Source organism: Pseudoxanthomonas winnipegensis (assembly GCF_004283755.1).
Taxonomy (GTDB): domain Bacteria; phylum Pseudomonadota; class Gammaproteobacteria; order Xanthomonadales; family Xanthomonadaceae; genus Pseudoxanthomonas_A; species Pseudoxanthomonas_A winnipegensis.
Map to the genome: position 1 here is coordinate 46,648 of NZ_SHMH01000012.1, position 24,675 is coordinate 71,322.

General features: G+C 70.2%; 23 protein-coding genes. 14 read left to right on the top strand and 9 right to left on the bottom strand.

Going from position 1 to position 24,675, the window contains the following annotated elements; translation table 11 throughout:
- Positions 1-5: 5 nt before the first annotated feature.
- The gene (locus EAT51_RS18930) at positions 6-653 is read left to right on the top strand and encodes an SGNH/GDSL hydrolase family protein (RefSeq protein ID WP_130521726.1); all 648 of its coding nucleotides are present in this window, start codon (positions 6-8) and stop codon (positions 651-653) included.
- Between the two features lie 52 nt (positions 654-705).
- Positions 706-1,380 carry a class I SAM-dependent methyltransferase gene (locus tag EAT51_RS18935; protein ID WP_130521740.1) on the top strand — a complete coding sequence of 225 codons (675 nt, stop codon included), beginning with the start codon at positions 706-708 and terminating at the stop codon, positions 1,378-1,380.
- A 71-nt stretch (positions 1,381-1,451) separates the two neighbouring features.
- Here the strand turns inward: EAT51_RS18935 and EAT51_RS18940 are convergent, their stop codons facing one another.
- Positions 1,452-3,626, bottom strand: a complete 2,175-nt coding sequence (locus tag EAT51_RS18940) for a TonB-dependent siderophore receptor (RefSeq protein ID WP_130561903.1) — start codon at positions 3,624-3,626, stop codon at positions 1,452-1,454.
- 179 nt (positions 3,627-3,805) lie between these two features.
- Positions 3,806-4,579 carry a polysaccharide deacetylase family protein gene (locus tag EAT51_RS18945; protein WP_130521724.1) on the bottom strand — a complete coding sequence of 258 codons (774 nt, stop codon included), beginning with the start codon at positions 4,577-4,579 and terminating at the stop codon, positions 3,806-3,808.
- 67 nt (positions 4,580-4,646) lie between these two features.
- On the opposite strand from EAT51_RS18945, the gene grxD reads away from it, so the two are divergent.
- Complete coding sequence (gene grxD / locus EAT51_RS18950) at positions 4,647-5,576, top strand: Grx4 family monothiol glutaredoxin (RefSeq protein WP_130521723.1); 930 nt, start codon at positions 4,647-4,649, stop codon at positions 5,574-5,576.
- Between the two features lie 230 nt (positions 5,577-5,806).
- On the opposite strand, the gene EAT51_RS18955 is transcribed toward grxD, so the two are convergent.
- Positions 5,807-6,361, bottom strand: a complete 555-nt coding sequence (locus EAT51_RS18955; RefSeq protein ID WP_130521722.1) for a DUF924 family protein — start codon at positions 6,359-6,361, stop codon at positions 5,807-5,809.
- 331 nt (positions 6,362-6,692) lie between these two features.
- Here EAT51_RS18955 and EAT51_RS18960 point away from each other — a divergent pair, with 331 nt between their 5' ends.
- Together EAT51_RS18960 and EAT51_RS18965 are read left to right on the top strand one after the other, a co-directional pair.
- On the top strand, positions 6,693-7,637 hold the full coding sequence (locus tag EAT51_RS18960; protein WP_130521721.1) for a DegV family protein: 945 nt from the start codon (positions 6,693-6,695) through the stop codon (positions 7,635-7,637).
- Between the two features lie 63 nt (positions 7,638-7,700).
- Positions 7,701-8,036 carry a hypothetical protein gene (locus tag EAT51_RS18965; RefSeq protein ID WP_130521720.1) on the top strand — a complete coding sequence of 112 codons (336 nt, stop codon included), beginning with the start codon at positions 7,701-7,703 and terminating at the stop codon, positions 8,034-8,036.
- Between the two features lie 135 nt (positions 8,037-8,171).
- Here EAT51_RS18965 and EAT51_RS18970 read toward each other — a convergent pair whose 3' ends face one another.
- Positions 8,172-9,089, bottom strand: a complete 918-nt coding sequence (locus EAT51_RS18970; RefSeq protein ID WP_130521719.1) for a DMT family transporter — start codon at positions 9,087-9,089, stop codon at positions 8,172-8,174.
- A 102-nt stretch (positions 9,090-9,191) separates the two neighbouring features.
- Here EAT51_RS18970 and EAT51_RS18975 point away from each other — a divergent pair, with 102 nt between their 5' ends.
- The 3 genes from EAT51_RS18975 to EAT51_RS18985 all read left to right on the top strand — a co-directional run bounded on the left by EAT51_RS18975 (position 9,192) and on the right by EAT51_RS18985 (position 13,450).
- Complete coding sequence (locus tag EAT51_RS18975; RefSeq protein ID WP_130521718.1) at positions 9,192-10,607, top strand: aminotransferase-like domain-containing protein; 1,416 nt, start codon at positions 9,192-9,194, stop codon at positions 10,605-10,607.
- Positions 10,608-10,936: 329 nt separating this feature from the next.
- Positions 10,937-12,082, top strand: coding sequence for a cyclopropane fatty acyl phospholipid synthase (gene cfa / locus EAT51_RS18980; protein ID WP_130521717.1), 1,146 nt, complete (start codon positions 10,937-10,939; stop codon positions 12,080-12,082).
- Between the two features lie 192 nt (positions 12,083-12,274).
- The gene (locus EAT51_RS18985) at positions 12,275-13,450 is read left to right on the top strand and encodes an arabinose transporter (protein WP_130521716.1); all 1,176 of its coding nucleotides are present in this window, start codon (positions 12,275-12,277) and stop codon (positions 13,448-13,450) included.
- A gap of 22 nt (positions 13,451-13,472) precedes the next feature.
- Here the strand turns inward: EAT51_RS18985 and fghA are convergent, their stop codons facing one another.
- Genes fghA through EAT51_RS19000 form a run of 3 tightly spaced genes read right to left on the bottom strand, consistent with a single transcriptional unit; the run spans position 13,473 to position 15,755 of the window.
- Positions 13,473-14,306 (bottom strand): S-formylglutathione hydrolase, encoded by an 834-nt coding sequence (gene fghA / locus EAT51_RS18990; protein WP_130521715.1) that lies wholly within the window; start codon positions 14,304-14,306, stop codon positions 13,473-13,475.
- A 10-nt stretch (positions 14,307-14,316) separates the two neighbouring features.
- The gene (locus tag EAT51_RS18995; RefSeq protein WP_130521714.1) at positions 14,317-15,426 is read right to left on the bottom strand and encodes an S-(hydroxymethyl)glutathione dehydrogenase/class III alcohol dehydrogenase; all 1,110 of its coding nucleotides are present in this window, start codon (positions 15,424-15,426) and stop codon (positions 14,317-14,319) included.
- 53 nt (positions 15,427-15,479) lie between these two features.
- Positions 15,480-15,755: a metal/formaldehyde-sensitive transcriptional repressor gene (locus tag EAT51_RS19000; RefSeq protein ID WP_130521713.1), complete on the bottom strand. Its 276-nt coding sequence runs from the start codon at positions 15,753-15,755 to the stop codon at positions 15,480-15,482.
- 293 nt (positions 15,756-16,048) lie between these two features.
- On the opposite strand from EAT51_RS19000, the gene EAT51_RS19005 reads away from it, so the two are divergent.
- Together EAT51_RS19005 and EAT51_RS19010 are read left to right on the top strand one after the other, a co-directional pair.
- Complete coding sequence (locus EAT51_RS19005; protein ID WP_130521739.1) at positions 16,049-16,762, top strand: response regulator; 714 nt, start codon at positions 16,049-16,051, stop codon at positions 16,760-16,762.
- Positions 16,759-18,294 (top strand): ATP-binding protein, encoded by a 1,536-nt coding sequence (locus EAT51_RS19010; protein ID WP_130521712.1) that lies wholly within the window; start codon positions 16,759-16,761, stop codon positions 18,292-18,294. Before EAT51_RS19005 ends, EAT51_RS19010 begins: the two co-directional genes overlap by 4 nt.
- A 191-nt stretch (positions 18,295-18,485) precedes the next feature.
- Here the strand turns inward: EAT51_RS19010 and EAT51_RS19015 are convergent, their stop codons facing one another.
- Entirely contained in the window at positions 18,486-19,850 is a 1,365-nt protein-coding gene (locus EAT51_RS19015) for a glutamate--cysteine ligase (protein ID WP_130521711.1), read from the bottom strand.
- 459 nt (positions 19,851-20,309) lie between these two features.
- Between EAT51_RS19015 and EAT51_RS19020 the strand changes: the two genes are divergently transcribed.
- Entirely contained in the window at positions 20,310-21,017 is a 708-nt protein-coding gene (locus tag EAT51_RS19020) for a VIT1/CCC1 transporter family protein (RefSeq protein WP_130521710.1), read from the top strand.
- A gap of 284 nt (positions 21,018-21,301) precedes the next feature.
- Here EAT51_RS19020 and yihA read toward each other — a convergent pair whose 3' ends face one another.
- A complete protein-coding gene (gene yihA, locus EAT51_RS19025; RefSeq protein WP_130521709.1) occupies positions 21,302-21,928 on the bottom strand; it encodes a ribosome biogenesis GTP-binding protein YihA/YsxC in 627 nt (208 codons plus the stop codon).
- A gap of 220 nt (positions 21,929-22,148) precedes the next feature.
- On the opposite strand from yihA, the gene EAT51_RS19030 reads away from it, so the two are divergent.
- The 3 genes from EAT51_RS19030 to EAT51_RS19040 all read left to right on the top strand — a co-directional run bounded on the left by EAT51_RS19030 (position 22,149) and on the right by EAT51_RS19040 (position 24,653).
- Entirely contained in the window at positions 22,149-22,976 is an 828-nt protein-coding gene (locus tag EAT51_RS19030; RefSeq protein WP_130521708.1) for a c-type cytochrome, read from the top strand.
- A 136-nt stretch (positions 22,977-23,112) separates the two neighbouring features.
- Entirely contained in the window at positions 23,113-23,754 is a 642-nt protein-coding gene (locus tag EAT51_RS19035) for a thiol:disulfide interchange protein DsbA/DsbL (RefSeq protein ID WP_130521707.1), read from the top strand.
- A gap of 89 nt (positions 23,755-23,843) precedes the next feature.
- The gene (locus tag EAT51_RS19040) at positions 23,844-24,653 is read left to right on the top strand and encodes a thiol:disulfide interchange protein DsbA/DsbL (protein WP_130521706.1); all 810 of its coding nucleotides are present in this window, start codon (positions 23,844-23,846) and stop codon (positions 24,651-24,653) included.
- The last annotated feature ends 22 nt before the right edge of the window (positions 24,654-24,675 follow it).

Sequence of the window (24,675 nt, forward strand, 5' to 3'; positions counted from 1 at the left end):
CCGCCATGGCCGGCGTGCGCCCGGCGGCGGGCAGCATCGCGCCGCACGGCCTGCGCTATCTGGCGCTGGGCGATTCCTACACCATCGGCGAGGGCGTGGCCGAAAGCGAGCGCTGGCCGGTGCAGCTGGCCCGTGCGCTGCGCGCCGACGGGCTGGGCGTGGACGATCCGCAGATCATCGCCACCACCGGCTGGACCACCGACGAGCTGCAGGCCGCGATCGATCGGGCCGCGCCGACGCCTGGCTTCGACCTGGTCACGCTGCTGATCGGGGTCAACAACCAGTACCGCGGTCGTCCGCTGGACGAGTACCTGCGACAGTTCCAGGGCCTGCTGGAGCACGCCATCGCGCTGGCCGGTGGGCGCGCGCGGCGCGTGGTGGTGCTGTCGATTCCGGACTGGGGCGTGACCCCGTTCGCGGCCGCCTCCGGGCGCGATGTGGCGCAGATCGCCGCGCAGATCGATGCGTTCAACCGCGAGGCCCGGCTCGCCTGCCAGCGCCGGCACGTGGCGTTCGTGGATGTCACCACCGTCAGTCGCCAGCAGGGGGCCGAAGCTGCGATGCTGGTCGGCGACGGCCTGCATCCCTCCGGCGCGATGTATCGCCTGTGGATGCAGCGCGCGTTTCCCGCCGCCCGGGATGCGCTAGCCTAGCGCGCTCCCGCCCCTGCGCCGAAGGATCGACGTGAGCGAAGCCACCCGTCCCATGCCGCCCCAGCAAGCGTTGGCCATCGCCCGCGCCTTCCTGCCACGCCGGCCCTGGGGCAATCGTCACGACTACTACTACACGCGCATCAAGCTGCGCACCGATCCGCTGTATCCCGGCGTGCTGGCCGCGCTGCGCGAGGCGCCCGGCCCGGTGCTGGACCTGGGCTGCGGCCTGGGCCTGCTGGCGCATGCGCTGCGCGCGGACGGCCAGCCGCGCCGCTATCACGGCGTGGACATCGACGCGGACAAGATCGCGCGCGCCGGCCGGATCGCGCGCCGCAACGGCCTGCACGACGCCCGCTTCGAGGTGGTCGACCTGGCCGCGCGCTGGCCCGAGCACCGCGGCAACGTGTGCATCCTGGACATGCTGCAGTACCTGCCCGAACACGTGCAGGCCGGCATGCTGCAGCACGCCGCGCGCATGCTCGCGCCGGACAGCAAGCTGGTGATCCGCAGCGCGCTGGGCGACGACAGCGGGCGTGGCCGCACCTCCAGGATCACCGACCTGATGGCGCACTTCACCGGCTGGATGCAGGAAGTGCCCAAGCGCTATCCCACGCGCGCGAGCCTGGAGCACCACCTGACCAACGCCGGCCTGAGCGCCAGCTTCGTCCCGCTGTACGGCAACACGCCGTTCAACAACTGGCTGATCGTGGCCCAGCGCCGCGGTTGAGCCGGCCTGGGCGCGCTGCGCGCGCCGGCCCGTCCACGCGGACGGCAAGGTCCGCACGCGATGCCGGCCGCTCAGAACCGCCAGGACAGGGTCAGCTCCACATCGCGCGGATCGCCGTAGATCCACTGGGTCTGATAGGTGACGTTCGCGTAGTAGTGCCGGTCGAACAGATTGCGCACGTTGAGCTGCGCCGACAGCGCCTGGTTGATGTCGTAGCGGGCCATCAGGCTGGCCAGCAGCACGCTGTCCTGCTCCAGCCGCAGCGTATTGCCCTGCGGACCGACGCCGCGATCGTAGAACGACGACTGCCAGTTGAACCCACCGCCGATCCGCCAGGGGCCGGTCTGCCAGGTGGTGAACACGGTGGCCTCGCGGCGCGGGCTGGTCGGGCTGACGTCCTTGCCTTGCGCATCGTCGGCGTCGAACTGCGCCCAGCCGAAGCTGATGCGCCATTGCTCGGTCAGCTCGCCATCGAGCTGGAACTCCACGCCCTGGCTAACCGTGCCGTCGGCGGCGCGATAGGCCTGATCGGTGGTGCCCGGCACCCGTTGGCCGGGATCGGCCACGGCGAAGTTGTCCTGCTCGATGCGGAACAGGGTCAGCCCGGCATTGAGCCGCCCGCCGAAGTACTCGCCCTTGGCGCCGATCTCGTAGTTGTTGCCTTCCAGCGGTTCCAGGTAGCGGCCGTTGCGGTCGCGGTTGTTCTGCGGATTGAAGATGCTGGTGTAGCTGGCATACAGCGAATGATGCGCGTCCAGGTCGTAGATCAGGCCGGCATACGGCGTGGTGCGGCCGCGCTTGGCGTAGGAGCTGGCCGGCGCCAGCCGGTCGGCGTTCTTCCAGTCGCTGATGCGGGCGCCGACGATGGCCTTGAGGTCGTCGGTCAGGCTGAAGCGGCCGGCGGCATAGGCGCCGACCTGGCGGATGTCGTTCTCGCTGCCCTTCTGCAGCGGCGTCCAGGCCGGCTGCGGCATGGTACCGGTCCAGGCGTAGACGCTCTCGGCCACCAGCGGTTGCAGCGGCAGGTTGTACCAGCTGCGCACATTGCGATCGGTCCAGGTCGCGCCCGCGACGATCTCGTGCTCGCGCCCCCACCACGTCAGCGGCAGGCTGACGTAGGCATCCAAGCTGTCTTGCCTGGTGGAGGTGGGGTAATCCCCACCGTAAATGCTGTCCAGCCCTAAGCCAGTGATCCGGTCCGGATAGCCGTAGTAGCCGTACAGCACCGACTTCCAGTCGGTCTCGAAGCACTGGTGCGAATACTCCACGTGCAGCTGCGCCCCGCCTTCGAAGCGATGGATCAGCCCGCCGAACGCGTTGGTGGTATCGGCCACGCCGCGCGCCCAGCGCGGGGTGAACGAATCCGAGCGCGAGAAGTGGGTGCGCGTGCCATCGCTGAACCAGGCCGGCACGCCGCCCCAGGTGGTGCCACGGCCGTCGTTGCGCTGCTTGCTGACACCGGCATAGCCATGGGTGTCATCGCTGAAGTCCGCATCGACGATGCCGTACAGCAGGCCGGAGGTCTTGCTGTAGTAGTCGCGGAACGAGTCCTTGTCCTCGTAGCTGGCCACCACGCGGCCGCGGACGTTGCCGGCCGCGTTCAACGGCGACTGCACATCGACGCTGCCGCGATAGCGATCCCAGCTTCCGGCGGAAAGGCTGGCGTTACCGGTGAACACGTCGCTGTCGGCATGCTTGCGCACCAGGTCGATGGACGCCGCCGGGCTGCCGGCGCCGGTGGTCAGGCCATTGGCGCCGCGGACGATCTCCACGCGGTCGTAGATGGCCAGGTTCTGCTGCACATCGCCGGTGTACTGGGTCGGGATGCCATCGACCCGGTAATAGTCGATCTCGAACCCACGCGCGCTGATGTAGGTACGCTCGGTATCCCAGGTCGGCGAATTGAAGCCGGCAACCGCGTCGGTGACGTCCTGGAAGGTCTGCAGGTCGCGATCGATGAGCTGCTGCTGGCTGATCACCACCACCGACTGCGGCGTCTCGCGCAGCGACAGCGCCAGCTTGACCGAACTGCGCGCGAGATCGGCGGTGTAGGAGTCGCTGCCTTCGGTGGCGTCGCCACGATGGCCCTCCACCTTGAGGCGATCCAGATCGACCGCCTCCTGGGGGGCGGACTGGGCGGCCACCAGAAGCGGCCAGGCGCAGGCCATGGCCAGCAGCGAACGGGACAGCGAACGTACGGAAACGACCTGCGCGGCGAGGCGCGCAGGGCAGCAGCGATGGGACATCGTCGAGAGCCTCGGGACCGGTGGGAGATGCCGTCGTGGACGGCAGCTGGCTGGGCATCGGGCCTTGTAGGCAAGGCGCCGCCGGTCGCTGGCTTCAGCGCGGAATGGTCCGCTCGCGTTAAAACGCTGTCAAGAATGCTTGCCGGCGCAACCGAGTCGCTCTTGGTATCAACGTGCGATCAAGGAAGCTCGGCACGCAGGCGGCGCGCGCGCAGCGCTTCCAGCACGCGCCGCAGGATCTCCACGTTGTGACCATGCGTGGCGCCTTCGTGCAGCAGGACGATGGCGCCGGGCTTGAGGTCGGGGACGAGGCGCGCCAGCACCTGGTCGGGCGTGCAGCGCACGCCGTCGAAGCCACGCGCGCTCCAGGCCACGCGGGTCAGGCCGTGGCGGGCGAGCACCGGCGCGATGAAGGGATTGGTGTGGCCGACCACCGAGCGGAACCAGCGCGGCGACGCGCCGGCCAGTTCGGTCAGGCCGCGCTGGTTGGCGGCGATCTCGCGTTCGAGCGTGGCCGGCCCCAGCCGCCAAAACGCGGCCTGCGGATGGCTATCGCTGTGGTTGCCCAGGCCATGGCCGCGGCGGACGATCTCGCGCACCAGGTCGGGCCGGGCGCGGGCGCACTCGCCGACGACGAAGAAGGTGGCCTTGGCGCCGTGGGCATCCAGCAGATCCAGCATCGGCCGGGTGTCGTCGGAGGGGCCGTCGTCGATGGTCAGCCAGACCCGGGGCTGCGCGCCGGGCAGGCGCACCAGCGCCGGGCAGAACAGCTGCGAGCGCGGGTGGAAGGTGGACCACAGCACCGCGCCATGGCTGACCAGCAGCACGGCCAGGCCCAGCGGCCACCCGACCAGCCACCACAGCGCCAGGGCGACTACTTGTGACAGCGCCAGCAGCCCCAACCTGAAGTAGGGCCTGGGCGTGGCGCGATGCTGCGTTGCTTCGGGCTCCATCCCGCGCATCATGCCACGCGGGTAAAATTCCCCTCCTTTCTTGTCGTCCAACCCGCCGGTAGCCCTCATGTCCCTCGATCCCGCCCTGCGTTCGCGCATCGATTCCCTGCTGCAGTCCAACCGCGTGGTGCTGTTCATGAAGGGCCAGCCGACCATGCCGCAGTGCGGCTTCTCGGCCAAGGCGGTCGGCGCGCTGTCCACGCTGGGCGTGGACTACGCCCACGTCAACGTGCTGGCCGACCAGGAGATCCGCGAGGGCATCAAGGTCTATGGCGACTGGCCGACGATCCCGCAGCTGTACGTCGATGGCGAGCTGGTCGGCGGCAGCGACATCATCGAGCAGATGACCAACTCCGGCGAGCTGGCCGCGCTGCTGGGCGTGGCCGCGCCCGACCGCACGCCGCCGTCGATCACCGTGACCCCGGCCGCGGCCGAGATGCTGGCCAATGCCGTGGCCGACGCCGGCGGCGGCGCCGCGCTGGTGCTGTCCATCGACGCGCAGTTCCAGCCGAACTTCCAGCTGGGCCCGTTCGACGCCAACGCCATCGCCGCCGAGTCCAACGGCGTGCGCATCCAGTTCGACCTGGCCAGCGCGCGCCGCGCCGAGGGCATCACCATCGACTGGGTCGACGACATCCGCGGCAAGGGCCTGGCCATCGACAACCCGAACGCGCCGCGCCCGGTCAATCAGCTCTCGGTGACCGAGGCCGCCGCCAAGGTCGCCGCCGGCGAGCTGCTGCTGGTGGATGTGCGCCCGGCCGACGAGCGCGCCATCGCCTCGGTCAACGTGCCGTTCAAGACCTTCGACGGCAACGGCCGTGCCGAGCTGGAGGCCCTGCCCAAGGACACGCAGCTCGCGTTCCTGTGCCACGCCGGCGGGCGCAGCCACCAGGCCGCCGAACAGTTCCGCGTGCTCGGCTTCTCCAACGTGCACAACGTGGCCGGCGGCATCGAGGCCTGGTCCAACGACGTCGATCCGAGCGTGCCGCGCTACTGATCTCCGTACGCGCGCATGACCCACACGACACGCCCCGCTTGGGGCGTGTTGTCGTTTGGGTGATCGATTCAAGGGAGCGGTCCCCGCCCCTTCTGTAGAGCGGAGCTTGCTCCGCTGCTTTTCGGCCGGATCGCGGGGAAAGCCCAGCGGAGCGAGCTCCGCTCTACAAGGGGCCGCGACGTGATCGGGAGAGACGGTTGCTCGCAAGGCCCACAAGGCCACTCCCGAGACTAAAAGCCGCCGCCCGCGTCTAGCCAGGCCTGTTCCTCGGGCGTGCTGGTGCGGCCCAGCGCGGCGTTGCGATGCGGGAAGCGGCCGAAGCGCGCGATCACGGCCTGGTGCGCATGCGCGAACTCCAGGTGCTTGGCGTCGCCCAGCGACTCGAACAGCGCCACCGCCCGCGCCTGCAGCGCCGCGTCCTCGGCATGGCTGAAGGGCAGATAGAAGAACGGCCGCAGCGCCAGCTCGGTGGCCTGGTCATGGCCGGCATCGAGCGCGCGCGCGGCGTAGGCCAGGGCCAGGCCGTCGGTGGCGAAAGCGTGGCCGCTGTCGCGCCAGGCGTTGCGCGGAAACTGGTCCAGCAGCACCAGCAGCGCCAGCGCGCCTTCGGCGTTGCGCAGCCAGTCCTCGTGCTCGCCGCGCGCGGCGGCGTGGTGGTCGGCCAGGAACTGGGTGCGGAAGTTGGCGTCGAACGATTCGTTCTTCGCAAACCAGCGCTCCGGCCCGGCCTGGCGCCAGAACTCCACCACTTCCTGCTGCCGGCTCGGCTTGCGCTTCACCGGCATGCGCGGCGCCTCACCTGACCTGCCTCGCCTGCCTGCTCGCGCCTGGACATGCCGCCTGCCTCAACGGGATGGATGGACCGGCGAGCATAAGAAGCGGCGATGAACGGGACGTGCAAACCCGCCGCGCCCGCCGGGCTGGCTGACAAGGCCGTCATGCGTCATCTGGCAGCCGCCGGGGTTCGACAACTGCGAAACGTCCTGCAATTTTGCCGTGACCGGATCGTCCACAATGCGCGCCGGGAGGGCGCCGCCACGGATCGACGTGACGCGCCGCAACATCATCACAAGACCTGGCAACACGGCTCACGCCGGCTTTCGAAGGGGAAAGCGCATGCGGATCGGGATCGTGGTGGACTCGGCGTGCGATCTGCCCGCCGACTTCATCCGTCAACACAACCTCGTCGTCCTGCCGATCACGGTGCGCATCGGCGATGCCATCCTGGCCGACCATCGCGACGAGGAGGCCACGCTGGAGTTCCTGCGCACGCATGTGGCCGAGCGCGGCCACGAGGCGGAAACCACGCCGTTCTCGGTGGTGCAGATCCGCGACCTGTTTCTGCAGCGGCTGGCGATCGACTACGACCACGTGTTCTGCCTGACCATCTCGCGCCTGCGCAGCCAGATCCACGACAACGCGATGCAGGCGAGCTTCGCGATCCTCAACGACTACAAGCCGATCCGCCAGGCGGCCGGGCACACCTCGCCCTTCGCCCTGCGCGTGATCGACACGCTCAACGTGTTCGCGGGCCAGGGCGTGGCCGCGATCGAGGCCGTGCGCCTGCGCGATGCCGGCGAGAGCGTGGCCAGGATCCGCACCTCGCTGGAGGCGCTGGCCGAGAACACCTACGGCTACATGATTCCGCGCGACCTCTACTACCTGCGCGCCCGCGCCCGCACCAAGGGCGACCGCAGCGTCGGCCTGCTCAGCGCCGCCCTGGGCAGCGCGCTGGACATCAAGCCGGTGCTGCGCGCCTACCGCGGCGTGACCGAGCCGGTGGCCAAGCTCAAGGGCTTCGAGCCCTCGGCGCAGAAGCTGTTCGAATTCACCGGGCAGAAGGTGCGCGAGGGACTGCTGACGCCGGTGGTCAACCTGGGCTATGGCGGCGAACTGGCCGAGCTGCATGCCCTGCCCGGCTATGCGCGCCTGCGGCAGACCTGCGAGGAGCACGGGGTGCGGCTTTACGAGTCGGTGATGAGCCTGACCGGCATGGTCAACGTGGGCAAGGGCGCGCTGGGCGTGGGCTTCGCCGCGCCGCCGCACATCTTCTCGGCCTGAACACGGGGCGCTGACGCGCGCCGTCCTAGGCTGCGCCTCAATGCCATCGCGGAGGGAACACCCATGACGACCTATTACATCGCCCTGCCAGACCCCGAGAAGGCGCGCGGGCCGGAGCCGGAATTCAGCTTCACCTCCAGCAGCGCCGAGGGCTATGCACAACAGCTGCAGGATGCGCTGCGCACCGACGTGCTGTTCGCCCGCTGGCGCGACGCGCAGGACGAGCCGGACCAGGTGCCGCCCTCGCTGGGCGCGGTCGATCCGGCCGCGCATGTGCAGGGCAAGATCGACGACCTGCACATCGACCTGGTGGTGGACACCAGCCTGCCGAGCGAGGTGCTCAAGCATCGCCTGGGCCTGCTGGCCGGCAGCGGCTGGCGTCTGCACGACGTGCGCTGATGGCGCAACGCCAGGGCTGCGAGAGGCCGCGCCATGCGCGGCCTTTCTTTTGATCGCACCGCTACTGCGACCGCCAACAAGAATCCGTCGTTCCAGCGAACGCGGGAACGACGGTTGAAGCATTGCCGAAGGCGTTTACCGGACTACATCCAACGGCGCCGCGCGGCGCGAAGGCAGCCGCCACTTCAGGTTGACGCCCAGCGTGCCGAGGATGATCAGCGCCACGCCGAGCAGCTGCACGGCGTCCAGACGATGCCCGTAGAGCGCATAGTCCAGCACCAGTGTCACCAGCGGATAGACGAAGGCGATCACCGCGATGGTCGCCACCGATAGGTGCCGGTAGGCCGAGTAGAACAGCACATACACGATGCCGCTGTGGATCACGCCCAGGCCGACCAGCCAGGCCCAGTGCGTGCCCAAGTGCAGTGCGGTGCCGGAGGAGAAGCCCGCCAGCATCACCGAGCCGACGCAGCACTGGATGGTGACCACCGCGAACGGCCGCTGGCGCCCGACGCTGCGCGACATCAGCAGGGACGCACCGCACAGCACCGCGCCCAACAGGGTCAGCCCGATGCCGGCCAGGTATCCGGCATCGACATGCTGCAGCAGCCGCAGCGGATCGGCCGAACAGACCACGCCGACGAACGCCAGCGCGGTCCAGCCCCAGTCCGCCGGCCGCGTGCGCTCGCCCAGCAGCAGCGCGGCCAGGATCAGCATCACGAAGGGGAAGAAGTGATAGACCAGCGTGGCCACGCCGATCGACGAGCGCGCCATGCCGGCGAACAGCGCCACCCAGTTGAGCACCAGCAGCACCCCGGAGATCACCGCGCCGCGCAGCAGCACGCGGTCGCGCAGCACGCCGCGCAGATGGCCGCGCGCGAGGCCCCAGGCCAGCAGGAACAGCGCGCCGAACAGGCAGCGATAGAACACGGCGGTCACCGGGTCCTGCCCGCTCTCGTGCACGAACACGCCGACCGAGCCGATCAGCACCTCGGCGATCAGCAGCTGCCACAGCGCGGTGCGCGACGCGGCGGGAGGAGAGGCAGGCGACATGACGGCGGCTTCGCGGCAGGAGGGGAACGGACAGGCTAGGCCGGCCACGCATGGCAATACAGATTCAGTTAACCTCGAATTTGACCAGTACAGATGCTGCCCATGCTGCTCTACGAAACCATCGCCGATGGCCTGCGCCGGCAGATCGCCCAGGGCACGCTGCGCGCGGGCGAGCGCCTGCCGTCGGTGCGGCAGCTGGCCCAGGCGCACCAGATCAGCGCGGCCACCGCCGTCCAGGCCTGCCTGCAGCTGGAGCGCGAAGGCCTGGTGCAGGCGCGCCCGCGTTCGGGCTACTTCGTCCATGCCGCGCCCTCCGCGCTGCCCGCGCTGCCGACGCCGCGCCGGCGCGCGCCGGGCGAAGTGGCCAACCCGGCGCTGCAGCGGCTGCTGGAGCTCCCGCAGCGTCCGGGCCTGTTCCCGCTGCACGCGGCGGTGGCCGACCATTCCCTGCTGCCGCAGGCTTCCCTGAGCGTCGCCCTCGCCCGCACCACGCGGCGGCGACCCACCGCCGCGCTGGAATACGCCCCGCCGCAGGGCGACCCGGCGCTGCGCCGGCAGATCGCGCTGCGCTACGAGCAGACCGGCACGCCGATGCAGGCCGATGAGGTCGTGGTGACCGCCGGGGCGACCGAGGCGCTCAGCCTGGCCTTGCGCGTGGCCACCTCGCCCGGCGATGTGGTCCTGGTCGAGACGCCGACCTATTACGGCATCCTGCAGACGGTAGCCGCGCTGGGACTGAAGGTGCTGGAAGTACCCAACCGGTTGGGCGTGGGCATCGATGTGGCGCGGCTGGACCGTGTGCTGCAGCAGACCGCGGTGCGCGCGGCGATCCTGGTGCCCAACTTCAGCAACCCCAGCGGCAGCCTGACCTGCGATGCCGACAAGCAGGCGCTGCTGGCCAGCTGCGCGCGGCATGGCACCGTGGTGATCGAGGACGATGTGTATGGCGAGCTGGCCTGGTCGGGCCAGCGCCCGCTGCCGCTGCGTCACTGGGACACCGGCGGCAACGTCATCACCTGCGGCTCGTTCTCCAAGACGCTGGCGCCGGGGCTGCGCGTGGGCTGGCTGGCCGGCGCCGCCTGGACCGAGGCGCTGGGCCGGGCCAAGTATTTCTCCAGCTCCAGCAATGCCAGCCTGCCGCAGCTGGCGGTGGGCGATTACCTGGCGCGCCACGGGCTGGAACGCCATCTGCGGCGCCTGCGGCGCGCCGTGGCCGACAACGGCCAGCGCATGCGCGATGCCGTCGCCCGCTACTGGCCCGCCGGCACCCGCTGCAGCGCGCCGGCCGGCGGCCTGTCGCTGTGGCTGCAGCTGCCCGCCGGCGGCGACGGCCTGGCGCTGTTCGATGCCGCGCTGGCCGCCGGCATCGGCGTTTCGCCCGGCGTGCTGTTCTCCAGCCGCGGCGACTACGGCGACTGCGTGCGCCTGAGCTGCGGCATGCCCTGGGATGCGCGCCTGGACCAGGCGATGCGCCAGCTCGGCAGGCTGGCGGCCAGGCAGACCGCTTCGGCACGCTGAAGCAGGGGCGGCGAGGCCAGCTGCGCGCAGGTCGGTCGCGACGCGTTGGCACGCATCCAGCCCGAACCCTGCGCTCACTGGCGCTGCAACCCGCCGCCGGAACGCAGCGTTGAACCGGCCGCGCCGCCATGTCCACGACATGACCACGCCGTCAGGCGCACGCTAGGCGCTCCTGACGCGACGCGCGTGCGGGGCGCCGACACTGCCGGCGCCCGCGCCCGCCACCGCGCCATTCGGTCCGTGTCCTGACGACGCGGGATCGCCAGGGCCCACGGCCCGACGTCCACGCCTGCCACGCGCGAACCCGAAGTTCTCGTGGAGATGCGTGCATGCTCACCTTCGATAGCGGTCAGGCCCCCGTCCAGCGCCACGACGCGCTCTACGACAAGCTGGCCGCGCTGCTGCAAGCGGCGGACGTCAGGCTGGATGGCCACCGCCCCTGGGACCTGCGCCTGCTGCACCCGGACGTGCCGGCGCGCGTGTTCGCCCAGGGCAACCTGGGCCTGGGCGAGGCCTACATGGACGGTCACTGGGAATGCGACCGGCTGGACGAACTCTTCCACCGCGTGCTGCGCGCCGACCTGCCCCGCCAGGTTCGGCCGCTGCAGCTGCTGGGTCATCACCTGCGCGCCCGCCTGCTCAACCTGCAGACCGCGCGCCGCGCCTGGCAGGTCGGCGAGGCGCACTACGATCTGGGCAACGACTTCTACGCGGCCATGCTCGACGCGCGCATGACCTATACCTGCGGCTACTGGGAGCACGCGCAGACGCTGGATGAGGCGCAGGAAGCCAAGCTCGACCTGGTCTGCCGCAAGCTGGGCCTCCAGCCAGGCACGCGCGTGCTGGACATCGGCTGCGGCTGGGGCAGCTTCATGGCCTATGCCGCGCAGCATTACGGCGTGGAATGCGTCGGGGTGACCATCTCGCGCGAACAGGCGGCCTGGGTCCAGCAGCGCTATCCGGATCTGCCGATCGAAGTGCGGCTGCAGGACTACCGCGATCTGGAGGGGCGCTTCGACCGCATCGCCAGCATCGGCATGTTCGAGCATGTCGGCCATCGCAACTACGCCACCTTCATGGAGGTGGCGGCGCGCTGCCTGGCGCCGGATGGCCTGTTCCTGCTGCACACCATCGGCAAGACCGTGGCCGGCGCGACCGATCCGTGGACGCATCGCTACATCTTCCCCAACGGCGAGATCCCGACGCTGCAGCAGATCGGCACCGCCTGCGAGGGCCTGTTCGTGATCGAGGACGTGCACAACTTCGGCGCCGACTACGACCGCACCCTGATGGCCTGGCATGCCAACTTCGCCCGCGCCTGGCCGCGCTTCGCCGAGACGCTGGGCGAGCGCTTCGGCCGCATGTGGCGCTACTACCTGCTGTCCTGCGCCGGCGCCTTCCGCGCGCGCGACCTGCAGCTGTGGCAGCTGGTGCTGTCCGCGCGCGGCCTGGAGGGCGGCTACCGGCGGCCGTAGGCAAGCATGGTTGTGCGTTGCCGACCGTCGCCTGGCTGCGCTAGGCTACGCGCGATTTTCGACAGGCTGTCGCCTGCCGCGTAAGCGTTCACGTCAACCAACGCGCACCCCGTCCCTCTCTCCGGACGCAGGTCGCGCGCGGGTTCGTTCTCGGGCACGACCGGCTACCGGCTTACATCCCGAGACCTGTCCATGCATGCACTTCCTTCCGACCGCGCGGCCACCTGGCGCCTGGCACGCCTGTGCCTGGCGACCTTCATCGCCTATCTGAGCATCGCCGTCCCGCTACCGGTGCTGCCGGTGTTCGTCCGCGACACGCTGCAGCAGTCCAACCTGATCGTCGGCTGCGTGATCGGCGTGCAGTTCGTCGCCACCGTGCTGACGCGCGGCCTCGCCGGCCGCATCGCCGACACCCGCGGCCCGGCCCGGGCCATGCGCCGCGGCTGCTTGCTGCTGGCCGCGTCGGGCGCCGCCTACCTGCTGGCCGCCGCGCTGCCCGGTGCAGCCTTGCCGCTGCTGATCATCGGCAGGCTGGCGACCGGCATGGGCGAGAGCCTGCTGGTCACCGGCATGCTGGCCTGGGGCATCGGCACGGTCGGCCAGCCGCGCGCCGGCCGGGTCATGACCTGGGTCGGACTGGCGATCTTCGCCTCGCTGGCCGTCGGCGCGCCGATCGGCGTGGCGATGGCGCAATCGTGGGGCTTCACCGCCGTGGCCGGCGCCTGCCTGCTGGTGCCGCTGCTGGCGTGGGCGATGACCGCCGGGGTGCCCGCGCCGCAGCCGGTCGCCGGCGCGCGCCTGCCGCTGCGCGACGTGCTGGGCCGCATCGCGCTGCCCGCAGTGGGACTGGCGCTGCAGGGCGTGGGCTTCGCCTCCATCAGCACCTTCGCCGTGCTGTACTTCAATGACCAGCACTGGCGCGGGGCCGCGTGGGCGCTGAGCGCCTTCGGCGGCGGATTCGTCCTGTCGCGGCTGCTCCTGGCGCGCAGCATCGACCGCTTCGGCGGCGCGCGCGTGGCGGTGGTCTCGATGATTGGCGAGGGCGTCGGGCTGGCACTGCTTGCGTTGGCCACCACGCCTGCGCTCGCCTTGGCCGGCGCCTTCGTCGCCGGCATGGGCTGCTCGCTGGTGTTCCCGGCGCTGGGCGTGGTGGTGGTGCAGCGCGTGCCGGCCCAGATGCGCGCCACCGCGCTGGGCGGCTATGCGGCGTTCCAGGACATCGCCTATGCGATCACCGGGCCGCTGGCCGGCATCGTGGCCACGCACCTGGGCTACGCGGCGATCTTTGCGCTGGCCACGTTGTCAGCGGCGTGCGGCGCGGGCGTGGCGATCGGCCTGACCCTCCGCACGCGGAGGGCGCAGACCTGAGGCTGCACGCGCTCGTACGGCCTCAGGCGCGCAGCGCGGCGGCGTGGAAGGCGATGTGGTCGCCGATGAAGCTGGCCATGAAGTAGTAGCTGTGGTCGTAGCCGGGCTGCATCCGCAGCGTGATCGGGTAGCCCACCTCGGCCGCGGCCTGTGCGAACAGCTGCGGCTTGAGCTGGCCTTCCAGGAACTCATCGGCATCGCCCTGATCGATCAGCAGCGGCAACCGCGGCACCGAGGTCTTGACCAGCTCGGTGGCGTCGTAGGCCTTCCAAGCCTCACGGTCCTCGCCCAGGTAGGCGGCGAACGCCTTCTGTCCCCACGGCACCTGCGTCGGCGCGACGATCGGCGAGAACGCCGACACGCTGCGGTAGCGCTGCGGATTGCGCAGGGCGATCGCCAGCGCGCCGTGGCCGCCCATCGAATGCCCGAAGATCGAACGCGCCTCGCTCACCGGGAAGTTCGCCTCGATCAGCGCCGGCAACTCCTCCACGATGTAGTCGTCCATGCGGTAATGCGCCGCCCAGGGCTGCTGGGTGGCGTTGACGTAGAAGCCCGCGCCCTTGCCCAGGTCGTAGCCTTCGGCATCGGCCACCTCGTCGCCGCGCGGACTGGTGTCCGGCGCGACGACGATCACCCCATGCTCGGCCGCGTAGCGCTGCGCGCCGGCCTTGGTGATGAAGTTCTGCTCGGTGCAGGTCAGGCCCGAGAGCCAGTACAGCACCGGCAGCTTCGCGCCGGCCTGCGCCTGCGGCGGCAGGTAGACGGCGAAGTTCATCTGGCAACCCAGCACCTGCGAGCTGTGCCGGTAGACGTCCTGCCAGCCGCCGAAGCAGGCGCGGTGTTCGATGCGTTCCATGGCGGCGGCTTCAGTAATGGATGACCGAGCGGATCGACTTGCCTTCGTGCATCAGGTGGAAGGCCTCGTTGATGTCGTCCAGCGGCATGGTGTGGGTCACGAACGGCGCCAGCTGGATCTCGCCCTTCATCGCGTCCTCGACCATGCCCGGCAGCTGCGTACGGCCCTTGACGCCGCCGAAGGCGGTGCCCAGCCACTTGCGTCCGGTGACCAGCTGGAACGGCCGCGTGCTGATCTCCTGGCCCGCGCCGGCCACGCCGATGATCACGCTCTGGCCCCAGCCGCGGTGCGCACATTCCAGCGCCGCGCGCATCACGTTGACGTTGCCGATGCACTCGAAGGAATGGTCCACGCCCCAGCCGGTCATCTCCACGATCACCTGCTGGATCGGCTTATCGTAGTCCTTCGGGTTGACGCAGTCGGTGGCGCCGAACTCGCGCGCCAGCTCGAACTTGGACGGGTTGGTGTCCACCGCGATGATGCGTCCGGCCTTGGCCTGGCGCGCGCCCTGGATCACCGCCAGGCCAATGCCGCCCAGCCCGAACACCGCCACCGAATCGCCCTCGGCCACCTTGGCCGTGTTGTGCACGGCGCCGATGCCGGTGGTGACGCCGCAGCCGAGCAGGCACACGTGCTCCGGGTTGGCCTCCGGATTGACCTTGGCCAGCGAGACCTCGGCCACCACGGTGTACTCGCTGAAGGTCGAGCAGCCCATGTAGTGATAGATCGGCTGCCCCTCGTAGCTGAAGCGGCTGGTGCCGTCGGGCATCACGCCCTTGCCCTGGGTGGCGCGCACGGACACGCACAGGTTGGTCTTGCCGCTCTTGCAGAACAGACACTGGCCGCACTCGGCGGTGTACAGCGGGATCACGTGGTCGCCGGGCGCTACGCTGGTCACGCCCTCGCCGACCTCGACCACGATGCCGGCGCCTTCGTGGCCGAGCACCGCCGGGAACAGCCCTTCCGGATCGTCGCCGCTGAGGGTGAAGGCGTCGGTGTGGCATACGCCGGTGTGGGTGATCTTCACCAGCACTTCGCCGGCCTTGGGCGGGGCGACATCGATCTCGACGATCTTCAGCGGCTGGCCGGGACCGAATGCGACGGCGGCACGGGATTTCATGGTGGAAGTCTCCTTAAGCACTAAGAAAAAAAACGGAGCGCGGCGCGCCCGGCTTACTTGAGGTACGAGCGCACCAGGCCGGTCATCTCGGCCACGCGCGCCTCGCGCTGGATGTCGTCATCGGCCGGCTGGCCGAAGGTCTCGCGGATATGGGCTTCCATGACCTCGGACATCAGGCCGTTGACCGCGCCGCGGATGGCGGCGATCTGCTGCAGCACCGGCCCACAGTCCGCGCCGGCCTCCAGCGCGCGCTCCAGCGCCTCGGTCTGGCCGCGGATGCGGCGCAGGCGGCTGAGCACGCGCTTCTTTTCCGTCACCGAATGCGGCATGGCGGCTCCTCGCGGATACTGGGGGATAGTATCCAGAGCCGCACCCGGACATGCAAGCCCGCGCACACGCACGCGCCGGCATGTGCGCGACACATGCCGGGCGATGACGCGGCGGGAGGGACGGCTTTCAGGGACCGCAGCGGGCCGGGGACAGGCCTTAAACGCCCAGGCAGCGGGCGCTGGACCACCGCCGGCTGAACGCGACCCGGGACGTGGCGGCGGATGGCACGACTGACAAACGCGACCTAAACTGGCGCAGTATTCAAGCGCTCATGAACGCCATCCTTGCCGATATGGACCCCGAATTCCGCATCCTGGTTGTCGACGACGATCCGGACCTGCGCCGTCTCACCGTCGATTTCCTGATCGGCCACGGTTATCTGGTGGACGAGGCCGACAGCGCCAAGGAGATGTGGGAGACGCTGGAATCCGGGCGCCCCGACCTGATCATCCTGGACGTGATGATGCCCGGCGAGGATGGCCTGAGCGTGGCGCGCCGGCTCAACACCGGCAACGGCCCGGCGGTGCTGATGCTCAGCGCGCTGGGCAACGACACCGACCGCATCGTCGGGCTGGAGGTCGGCGCCGACGACTACCTGGCCAAGCCCTGCAACCCGCGCGAGCTGCTGGCCCGCGTGCGCGCCCTGCTGCGCCGGCAGAAGGCGTTCGGCTCGGCGCCTGAAACGCGCGGCAGCCAGTACGAATTCGGCGGCTGGCGCCTAGACGCGGTGCGCCGCGACCTGCGCGATCCCAGCGGCACCTACATCACCCTGTCCGACGGCGAGTTCTCGCTGCTGCGCACCTTCGTCGAACATCCCCAGCGCGTGCTCAGCCGCGACCAGCTGCTGGATATGGCGCGCGGCCGCGGCACTGAGGTGTTCGACCGCGCCATCGACAGCCAGGTCAGCCGCCTGCGTCGCAAGATCAACGGCCGCGGCCACGCCGAGCTGATCCGCACGGTGCGCAACGAAGGCTACATGCTGCTGCCGGCGGTCACGCGCCTGTGAGGCCAGCGGCCGGAGGCCGCTCCGGCCGCTCGATCTTCTCCCGGACCTTCCTGCTGCTTGCGGCAGCGCTGGTGCTGGCCCAGTGCATCGGCCTGGCGGTGCTGTTCCTGCGCACGCCGGTCTACAACCCGCCGGTGCAGCTGCCCGAACTGGTGGCGCTGCTGTCCACGCGCATGCCGGCCAGCAGTCCCAATGTCTCGGTCACCGACGAGCGCGAGGCGCCGGTGCCGTCGTCCGGCATGAACCGCGAAGACCCCTTCATGCGCCGCGTGCTGGCCGGCTGGCTGCGCCAGGATCTGAATCAGATCCGCGTCTACCGCCCCCACCACGACGTGGCCCGCGGCGAACAGGAGCGCCTGAACGACGGGATGGTGCCGCTGTCGATGGGCCAGGAGCCGGCGTGGATGCGCCGGCGCGGGGTGGCGACGATTCCGGGCATGACCTCCGGGCCCTTCGTCCCGTCCCTGCCTCCGCAGGCCATCCCCCAGGACATCGCCGCGCCGGAAGCCGGCCAGAGCTCCCAGGGCAATGCCTTCGCCCGGCAACGCGAAACCCCGCTGGTGCTGCGCTTCGGCGCCGGGCTGGAGAACGGCTTCATCGCCGCGGCCCAGCAGGACGACGGCCACTGGCGCGTGGTGCGCTACGCCGGGCGCACGCTGTCCACCGCCTTCAAGCTGCAGCTGCTGGCGCTGTTCTCGTTCGGCCTGCTGCTGATGCTGCCGCTGGCCTGGTGGTTCTCGCGCGCGCTGTCCAAGCCGATCCGCGATTTCGCCGCCGCCGCCGACCGCCTGGGGCGCGACCCGGACGCGCCACCGCTGGAGCGGCGCGGCCCGGCCGAGATCCTGCAGGCCACCGATTCGTTCAACGCCATGCAGGCGCGCCTGAGCCGCATGGTCGCCGAGCGCACCCACATGGTCGGCGCGATCGCCCACGACCTGCGCACGCCGCTGGCGCGCCTGGCCTTCCGCCTGGACGACATCGACTCGCCGCTGCGCGAACGCGCCGCCGCCGACATCGATGAGATGAAGCACATGATCAGCGTCGCGCTGGAGTTCCTGCGCGACCAGTCCTTCCGCGGCCCACGCGAGCGGCTGGATTTCCGCGATCTGGTCGAGAGCGTGGTCGACGACGCGGCCGACATCGGCCAGGACGTGACCCTGACGGCGGACAGCCAGCGGGTGATGATCGACGCCGATCCGCTGGCGCTGCGGCGCGTGGTCGGCAACCTGATCGGCAACGCGGTCAAGTACGGCACCCGCGCGCGGGTCAAGGTCCGCGCCATCGACGGCCACGCCCTGCTGGAGATCGAGGACGATGGGCCGGGCATCGACCTGGCGCTGGGCGACAAGCTGTTCATGCCGTTCTTCCGCGGCGAGAACTCGCGCAACAAGGAGACCGGCGGCATCGGCCTGGGCCTGGCCTCGGCCCGCGCGATCGTGCTGCGCCACGGCGGCGAGATCGGCCTGGCCAACCTGGACCAAGGCGGCCTGCAGGCCTGGGTGACGCTGCCGCGCGCGCGCGACGACGCGTAGCGCGATCGGCTTCGAGGCGCGTGCGGAGCCGCGCCTAGCTCGCCTCACCCGAGCGGGATCGCATTGATCCGCGGCTGACACCTCCGCGTCGTTCCCGCGAAAGCGGGAACCCAGAGACTGCCGCGCGCAGTTAAAGGCACTGGATTCCCGCGTTCGAGGGAATCACGGATCTTGTTGGCGCCGGTTGGCGCTCAGCGGTAGGCGAATTCGCCGAAGACCGGGTCCACGCTACGGCCCCATGCGCCCTCGTAAAGCGCCAGCTTGGCGTCGGCCGCGCTCACGCCCGAATCGACGATGGCCTGCAGCGGATCGAGGAAGCCGGTCTCGTCGCGACCCGCGTGCAGGCGAGCGCGCCGCGCCAGGCCGGCGTGGGCGATCTCCAGCGCGCGCCGCGCCAGGTCGCGCACGCTGCCGCCACGGAACGGCAGGCGCAGGCCATGCCGCGGTACACCGTCGCGCAGGCCGTGGCGCTCTTCGCCGGTGAAGTCGCGCACCAGGTCCCAGGCCGCATCCAGCGCCGCATCGTCGTACAGCAGGCCCACCCAGAAGGCCGGCAACGCGGCCAGACGATCGGGCGTGCCCGCATCGGCGCCGCGCATCTCCAGGTACTTCTTCATGCGCACCTCCGGGAAGGCGGTGGTCATGTGATCGGACCAGTCGCGCAGCGTGGGCAGCGCACCGGGCAGCACCGGCAGCCGGCCCTTGAGGAAGTCGCGGAAGCTCTGGCCGGAGGCGTCGTGGTAGATGCCGTCGCGGTAGGAGAAGTACATCGGCACGTCGAGCAGATAGTCGACGTAGCGCTCGAAGCCGAAGCCGTCCTCGAACACGAAATCCAGCATGCCGGTGCGGTCGCCATCGGTATCGGTCCAGATGTGCGAACGGTAGCTCTGGTAGCCGTTGGGCGCGCCGTCGGTGAACGGCGAATCGGCGAACAGCGCCGTGGCGATCGGCTGCAGCGCCAGCGACACGCGGAACTTCTTGACCATGTCCGCCTCGCTGCCGTAGTCCAGATTGACCTGGACGGTGCAGGTGCGCGTCATCATGTCCAAGCCGAGCTTGCCGACCTTGGGCATGTAGGACTTCATGATCTGGTAGCGGCCCTTGGGCATCCACGGCATGTCCGCGCGCGTCCACTTGGGCTGGAAGCCCATGCCCAAAAAGCCCAGGCGCAGCTCGTCGGCGACCTGGCGCACTTCGTCCAGGTGAACGGTCAGCTCGTCGCCGGTCTCGTGGAGCGTCTCCAGCGCCGCGCCCGAGAGCTCGAGCTGGCCGGCCGGCTCCAGCGTGACCGAGGCGCCGTCGCGCAGCAGGGCGATGGTGCGGCCGTCCTCCTGCACCGGCTGCCAGCCGAAGCGCGTCAGCCCGACCAGCAGCGCCTCGATGCCGCGCTCGCCCTCGAAGGTGGGCGGGCGCAGATCGTCTGTGCGGAAGCCGAACTTCTCGTGCTCGGTGCCGATGCGCCACGCCTCGCGCGGCCGAGCCCCGGAGGCGGCGTAATCGACCAGCTGCGACAGCGTGGTGATCGGGGTATCGGCAACGTGGCTGGGACTGGACAAGGGCGACTCGCAACGAAGAGGGGGGCGATCTGGCGCCGCGGGGGGACCAGCACAACGGCCGCATGATACCGGGCGATCCCCGCCGCATCGTCGACGCTGGCGTCTCTTTAGCTTTCCGTTGCTGAGCACCCGATCGACTCAGCGGGCATGTGCGACGAGGCTCCACCGGAATCGGTCTGCGCGCGGCACTCGCATGCGGGACTCCTTGACGGGCAATCCATGCCAGACACTGGCAGCCTCGACCAACGCACCCGCTCGCGTTAGCCGATACGACATCGATCGGCATCTACTCCGCCACGCAGCGCGGCCCATCCTGCGTAGTCGATCGACCTGCTCTCAGGAACGCACACGCTTCGATCGCCCCTGCGCGAGCGCATCGCATTCGCGCCAGGCCTCGCAGTTCGCGCCGGGCGGTCGTGCTTGGCTAGGCTGTGGGCTCCTGATCGCCGGTCATCGCCCATGCGCAAGTTCCACGCCGAAGTCCACCGCAGCAACCGCACCGGCTGGCTGCGCGCCGCCGTGCTCGGCGCCAACGACGGCATCGTCTCCGTCGCTGGGCTGATCGTCGGCGTGGCGGCCAGCGGCGCCGGCCAGGGCGCGTTGGTCGCCACCGGCGTGGCCGGGCTGGTGGCCGGGGCGATGTCGATGGCGGCCGGGGAATACGTGTCGGTCAGCTCGCAGGCCGATACCGAGCGCGCGGACCTCAGACTGGAGAAGCGCGAGCTGGCCGAAGACCCGCACAACGAGCTGATCGAACTGGCCGGCATCTACGAGCAGCGCGGCCTGGAGCCCGCGCTGGCGCGTCAGGTGGCCGAGCAGCTGACCGCGCACGACGCCCTGGCCGCCCACGCCCGCGACGAGCTGGGCATCACCGAGGCCCTGCGCGCGCGGCCGGTGCAGGCGGCGCTGGCCTCGGCGGCGGCGTTCTCCACCGGCGCGGTGCTGCCGCTGCTGGCGGCGTTGCTGTTCCCGGCGCAGGCGCGGCTGGCGGTGATCGTGGCCACGCTGCTGGCGCTGCTGGCATCCGGCGCGCTGGCCGCGCGCGCCGGCGGCGCGCCGACGCTGCGCGGGGCGCTGCGGGTCACCTTCTGGGGCGCGCTGGCGATGGCGGCGGCGGATCTGGTGGGGCGTGCGTTCGATGTGTCGCCATCAGGGTTGGGCGGCTGACCATCAGCCGTCGTTCCCGCCAAAGCGGGAATCCAGTGCCCTGGTTTGGCGCTTGAACGTCCATGGATTCCCGCCTTCGCGGGAACGACGGTAGGGAGGTTTTGCCAATGGTGCGGCGCGAGCCTTGAATCCATCCGCTCGCCGAAGTTCAGTCCTCGCCCGCGCGATGAGTTCAAATCTCGTCATCTCCGCGAACGCGGGGATCCAAGGACGTCCGTGCAGGTCGAGCAACGTCCATGCGTTCCAGCGTGCGCGGGAACGACGGTACGGGGGTGTCGCGGCGCCTACTCGGCCGCGACGGCCGGCATCAGGTCCAGCCAGGTCTGCACCACGGTGCGGGCCTGGTCCACGCCCTGCTTGGACTCGGACGAGAACACCTGCACCCCGACGCTGTCGCCGAACGCCGAGGACAGCTCCTTGCGCACCGCGGCCAGGGTCTGCGACTGCTGGCCGCGGCCGAGCTTGTCGCCCTTGGTCAGCAGCACATGCGCCGGCAGGCTGCGCTGGACGGCATAGCCCAGCATCTGCCGGTCGTAGTCCTTGAGCGGATGGCGGATGTCCATCACCACCACCAGCCCGCGCAGGGACTGGCGGGTGGCGAAATACTGGTCGATGAAGGCCTGCCAGTGCGCCTGCAGGTCCATCGGCACCTTGGCGTAGCCGTAGCCGGGCAGGTCGACCAGGCAGCGCTGCGGCCGGACCTCGAAGAACACCAGCTGCTGGGTCCGGCCCGGCGTCTTGGAGACGCGCGCCAGCGCGTTGTGGCCGGCCAGGGCGTTGAGGGCGCTGGACTTGCCGGCATTGGAACGCCCGGCGAAGGCCACCTCCAGTCCGTCGTCGGCAGGCAGCTGGCGGGCGTTGTGCGCGGACAGCAGGTAGCGCGCGGCGTTGAGATAGTTGGAGACGGCCATGGGCATAGGATCGCACGGCCGTCGCGCGGCACGGCGACCATGTTGCAGCGCGCCATCTTTTCCGCACATCTGCCCGGCATCTGCGCGCAATTGGCGCACTGCGCGCGCGGGACGCGCACTCGCATTGACCGTCCGAGCGGGCCATGACGATAATCGGCCGGCTTCGCGCGGCCCCGAGCCTTGCGGTGCGCGAACCATTGGGAATCACGGAGCTCCAGCTATGCGCCACGCTCGTGTCTTGGGACTGTCCAGCCTTGCCATCGTCGCCGTCGCGGCCGCCGCCTACGCGCAGACCAGCGTGACGCCGCTGCCGGACAACACCCCGGTGCAGGCCCAGCCGCTGGAGATCGACCTGACCAAGACCCACTGGGGCGATGCCAAGGCCGGCCAGAGCAAGGCCGGCACCTGCGCGGCCTGCCACGGTGCCGACGGCAACCCGGCCGCGCCGATCTATCCGCGCTTGGCCGGCCAGAGCGAGCGCTACATCGCCCAGCAGCTGGCGCTGTTCGCCACCGGCCAGCGCACCAGCGGCATGGCCGCGGTGATGATCCCCTTCGCCCAGAGCCTGAGCCCGCAGGACATGCGCGATGTCGGCGCCTACTTCGCCACGCAGAAGGCCGGCGCGGGCGTGGCCGACGACACCCCGATCACCGAGGGCCCGTACAAGGGGCTGAAGTTTTACCAGGTCGGCGAGCAGCTGTTCCGTGGCGGCGACGCCGCGCGCGGCATCCCGGCCTGCATGGCCTGCCACGGGCCCAGCGGCGCCGGCAACCCGGGCCCGCCGTATCCGCATGTGGGCGGCCAGCCGCAGGACTACGTGGTGCGACGACTGCAGGAGTACCAGGCCGGCACGACCGCCTACAAGGATCCGGCCCACTTCCAGATCATGGCCCAGGTCGCCAAGCCGCTGACCGATCAGGAGATCCAGTCGCTGGGCAGCTACATCCAGGGCCTGCACGAGAGCGCCGCCGATGCGGCCGCGGCGCCCTCGGCCAGCGCCTCGGCGCCGGCGCCCGCCGCGCCTGCGGAACCAACCGGGCAGTCCTGAGGTCCTAGCGGCGCATCGCGCCGGCGGCCCCTGCTGTCGCCCCCGTCACACCACGACGCCGGCCATGTATGGCCGGCGTCGTGCGTTTTGCCGGACAATCCCCTCCCCACTCCGCCACCGGAAGGAGCTCTGCCGCATGAAGCTGCGCCTGTTCGCCCTCGCCCTGCTCGCCCTGTTGCCGCTCACGGCCTGCGCGTCCTCCAATGCCCCGGTGGAGGGCGAGGACTACGACGTCATCGCCGGCGGCCAGCCCTTCGCCCCGCTCACAGGCCAGCAGAAGGTCGAGGTGGTCGAGGTGTTCGGCTATGTCTGCATCCACTGCGCGCATTTCGAGCCGCAGTTCGAGGCCTGGCAGAAGCGGCAACCGGCCAGCGTGCGGGTGACCTCGGTGCCAGCGGCGTTCGGCGGCTACTGGATCCCCTACGCCAAGGCGTTCTACGCCGCCCAGCAGCTGGGCGTGCTCAAGCAGAGCCATGCGGCGGTGTTCAAGGCCCTGCACGACAGCCATGAGCTGCCGATCCAGAACGCCAGCGACCAGGAGATCGCCGGGTTCTACGCGCGCTTCGGGCCCGACCCAGACAAGTTCGCCGCGGCCATGGAATCGCCGCAGGTCGCCGCGCAGCTGGACAAGGCGCGTGCCTTCGGCATGGCCAGCGGCATCCGCGGCACGCCGACCCTGGTGATCAACGGCAAGTACCGCATCACCACGGTCGACCCGGACGACGTGCTGAAGGTCGCCGACTTCCTGATCAAGCGCGAACTGGCCGCCGCCAAGTAACGCGCACATCCCTTCTTTACGTGCGCGGCGGCACCATGCCCCGCGCGCCCGCCCGCTTCTTCGCCTGCTGCTATGGAGTCGCACCGACCATGAAGACCCGTTTCGCCCTGGCCCTGGTGGCCCTGTTGCCCGTGCTGGCCGCCTGTTCCAAGGAGGACGCCTCCGCGGCGACCGCCGCGAGCACGCCCGCCGCTTCCGCCCCGGCCGCCTCCGCGCCAGCCGCCCCGGCTGCGACCGATACCAGCGCCCCCGCCGCCAGCGCGCCGGCCGAGGCCGCCGTGCCCGATGCCCCCAACAACAATCCGATCGTGCCGCCGCAGGGCCCGGCGCCGGTGGAAGGCACCGACTACTCGGTGATCGCCGACGGCCAGCCCTTCGAGCCGGCCGACGGCAAGATCGAGGTGGTCGAGGCGTTCAACTACATCTGCCCGGCGTGCGCGCAGTTCGAGCCGGGCTTCAACCAGTGGAAGGCCAAGCAGCCGGCCGACGTGAAGGTGGTCTACGTGCCGGCGCAGTTCCGTCCGGACTTCCGCGAGTACGCCAAGGTCTACTACGCCGCGCAGGCGCTGGGCATCGAGAAGAAGAGCCACGACGCGATGTTCAAGGCGATCCACATCGATCACGCGCTGCCGGGCGAAGGCGAGCCTTTCGACGCGGACAAGGTGGCCCAGTGGTACACCCAGTACGGCGTCACCGCCGACCAGTTCAAGCAGGCCATGGCCAGCTTCGCGGTGGCCGGCAAGCTGAGCAAGGCCAACCAGTTCCTGATGCGCGCCCAGATCGGCGGCACGCCGTCGCTGATCGTGGGCGGCAAGTACCTGGTCAAGGGCCGCTCGATGGCCGACATGCTGCGCATCGCCGACCACCTGATCGCCAAAGAGCGCCAGGCCGCCAAGTAAGCCGATGACCGACGTGTCCCCC

Coding starts and splice junctions, on each gene's coding strand:
- EAT51_RS18930 (WP_130521726.1), top strand. CDS start 6: ATGGCCGGCGTGCGCCCGGCGGCGGGCAGCATCGCGCCGCACGGCCTG.
- EAT51_RS18935 (WP_130521740.1), top strand. CDS start 706: ATGCCGCCCCAGCAAGCGTTGGCCATCGCCCGCGCCTTCCTGCCACGC.
- EAT51_RS18940 (WP_130561903.1), bottom strand. CDS start 3,626: ATGTCCCATCGCTGCTGCCCTGCGCGCCTCGCCGCGCAGGTCGTTTCC.
- EAT51_RS18945 (WP_130521724.1), bottom strand. CDS start 4,579: ATGGAGCCCGAAGCAACGCAGCATCGCGCCACGCCCAGGCCCTACTTC.
- grxD (WP_130521723.1), top strand. CDS start 4,647: ATGTCCCTCGATCCCGCCCTGCGTTCGCGCATCGATTCCCTGCTGCAG.
- EAT51_RS18955 (WP_130521722.1), bottom strand. CDS start 6,361: ATGCCGGTGAAGCGCAAGCCGAGCCGGCAGCAGGAAGTGGTGGAGTTC.
- EAT51_RS18960 (WP_130521721.1), top strand. CDS start 6,693: ATGCGGATCGGGATCGTGGTGGACTCGGCGTGCGATCTGCCCGCCGAC.
- EAT51_RS18965 (WP_130521720.1), top strand. CDS start 7,701: ATGACGACCTATTACATCGCCCTGCCAGACCCCGAGAAGGCGCGCGGG.
- EAT51_RS18970 (WP_130521719.1), bottom strand. CDS start 9,089: ATGTCGCCTGCCTCTCCTCCCGCCGCGTCGCGCACCGCGCTGTGGCAG.
- EAT51_RS18975 (WP_130521718.1), top strand. CDS start 9,192: ATGCTGCTCTACGAAACCATCGCCGATGGCCTGCGCCGGCAGATCGCC.
- cfa (WP_130521717.1), top strand. CDS start 10,937: ATGCTCACCTTCGATAGCGGTCAGGCCCCCGTCCAGCGCCACGACGCG.
- EAT51_RS18985 (WP_130521716.1), top strand. CDS start 12,275: ATGCATGCACTTCCTTCCGACCGCGCGGCCACCTGGCGCCTGGCACGC.
- fghA (WP_130521715.1), bottom strand. CDS start 14,306: ATGGAACGCATCGAACACCGCGCCTGCTTCGGCGGCTGGCAGGACGTC.
- EAT51_RS18995 (WP_130521714.1), bottom strand. CDS start 15,426: ATGAAATCCCGTGCCGCCGTCGCATTCGGTCCCGGCCAGCCGCTGAAG.
- EAT51_RS19000 (WP_130521713.1), bottom strand. CDS start 15,755: ATGCCGCATTCGGTGACGGAAAAGAAGCGCGTGCTCAGCCGCCTGCGC.
- EAT51_RS19005 (WP_130521739.1), top strand. CDS start 16,049: ATGGACCCCGAATTCCGCATCCTGGTTGTCGACGACGATCCGGACCTG.
- EAT51_RS19020 (WP_130521710.1), top strand. CDS start 20,310: ATGCGCAAGTTCCACGCCGAAGTCCACCGCAGCAACCGCACCGGCTGG.
- yihA (WP_130521709.1), bottom strand. CDS start 21,928: ATGGCCGTCTCCAACTATCTCAACGCCGCGCGCTACCTGCTGTCCGCG.
- EAT51_RS19030 (WP_130521708.1), top strand. CDS start 22,149: ATGCGCCACGCTCGTGTCTTGGGACTGTCCAGCCTTGCCATCGTCGCC.
- EAT51_RS19035 (WP_130521707.1), top strand. CDS start 23,113: ATGAAGCTGCGCCTGTTCGCCCTCGCCCTGCTCGCCCTGTTGCCGCTC.
- EAT51_RS19040 (WP_130521706.1), top strand. CDS start 23,844: ATGAAGACCCGTTTCGCCCTGGCCCTGGTGGCCCTGTTGCCCGTGCTG.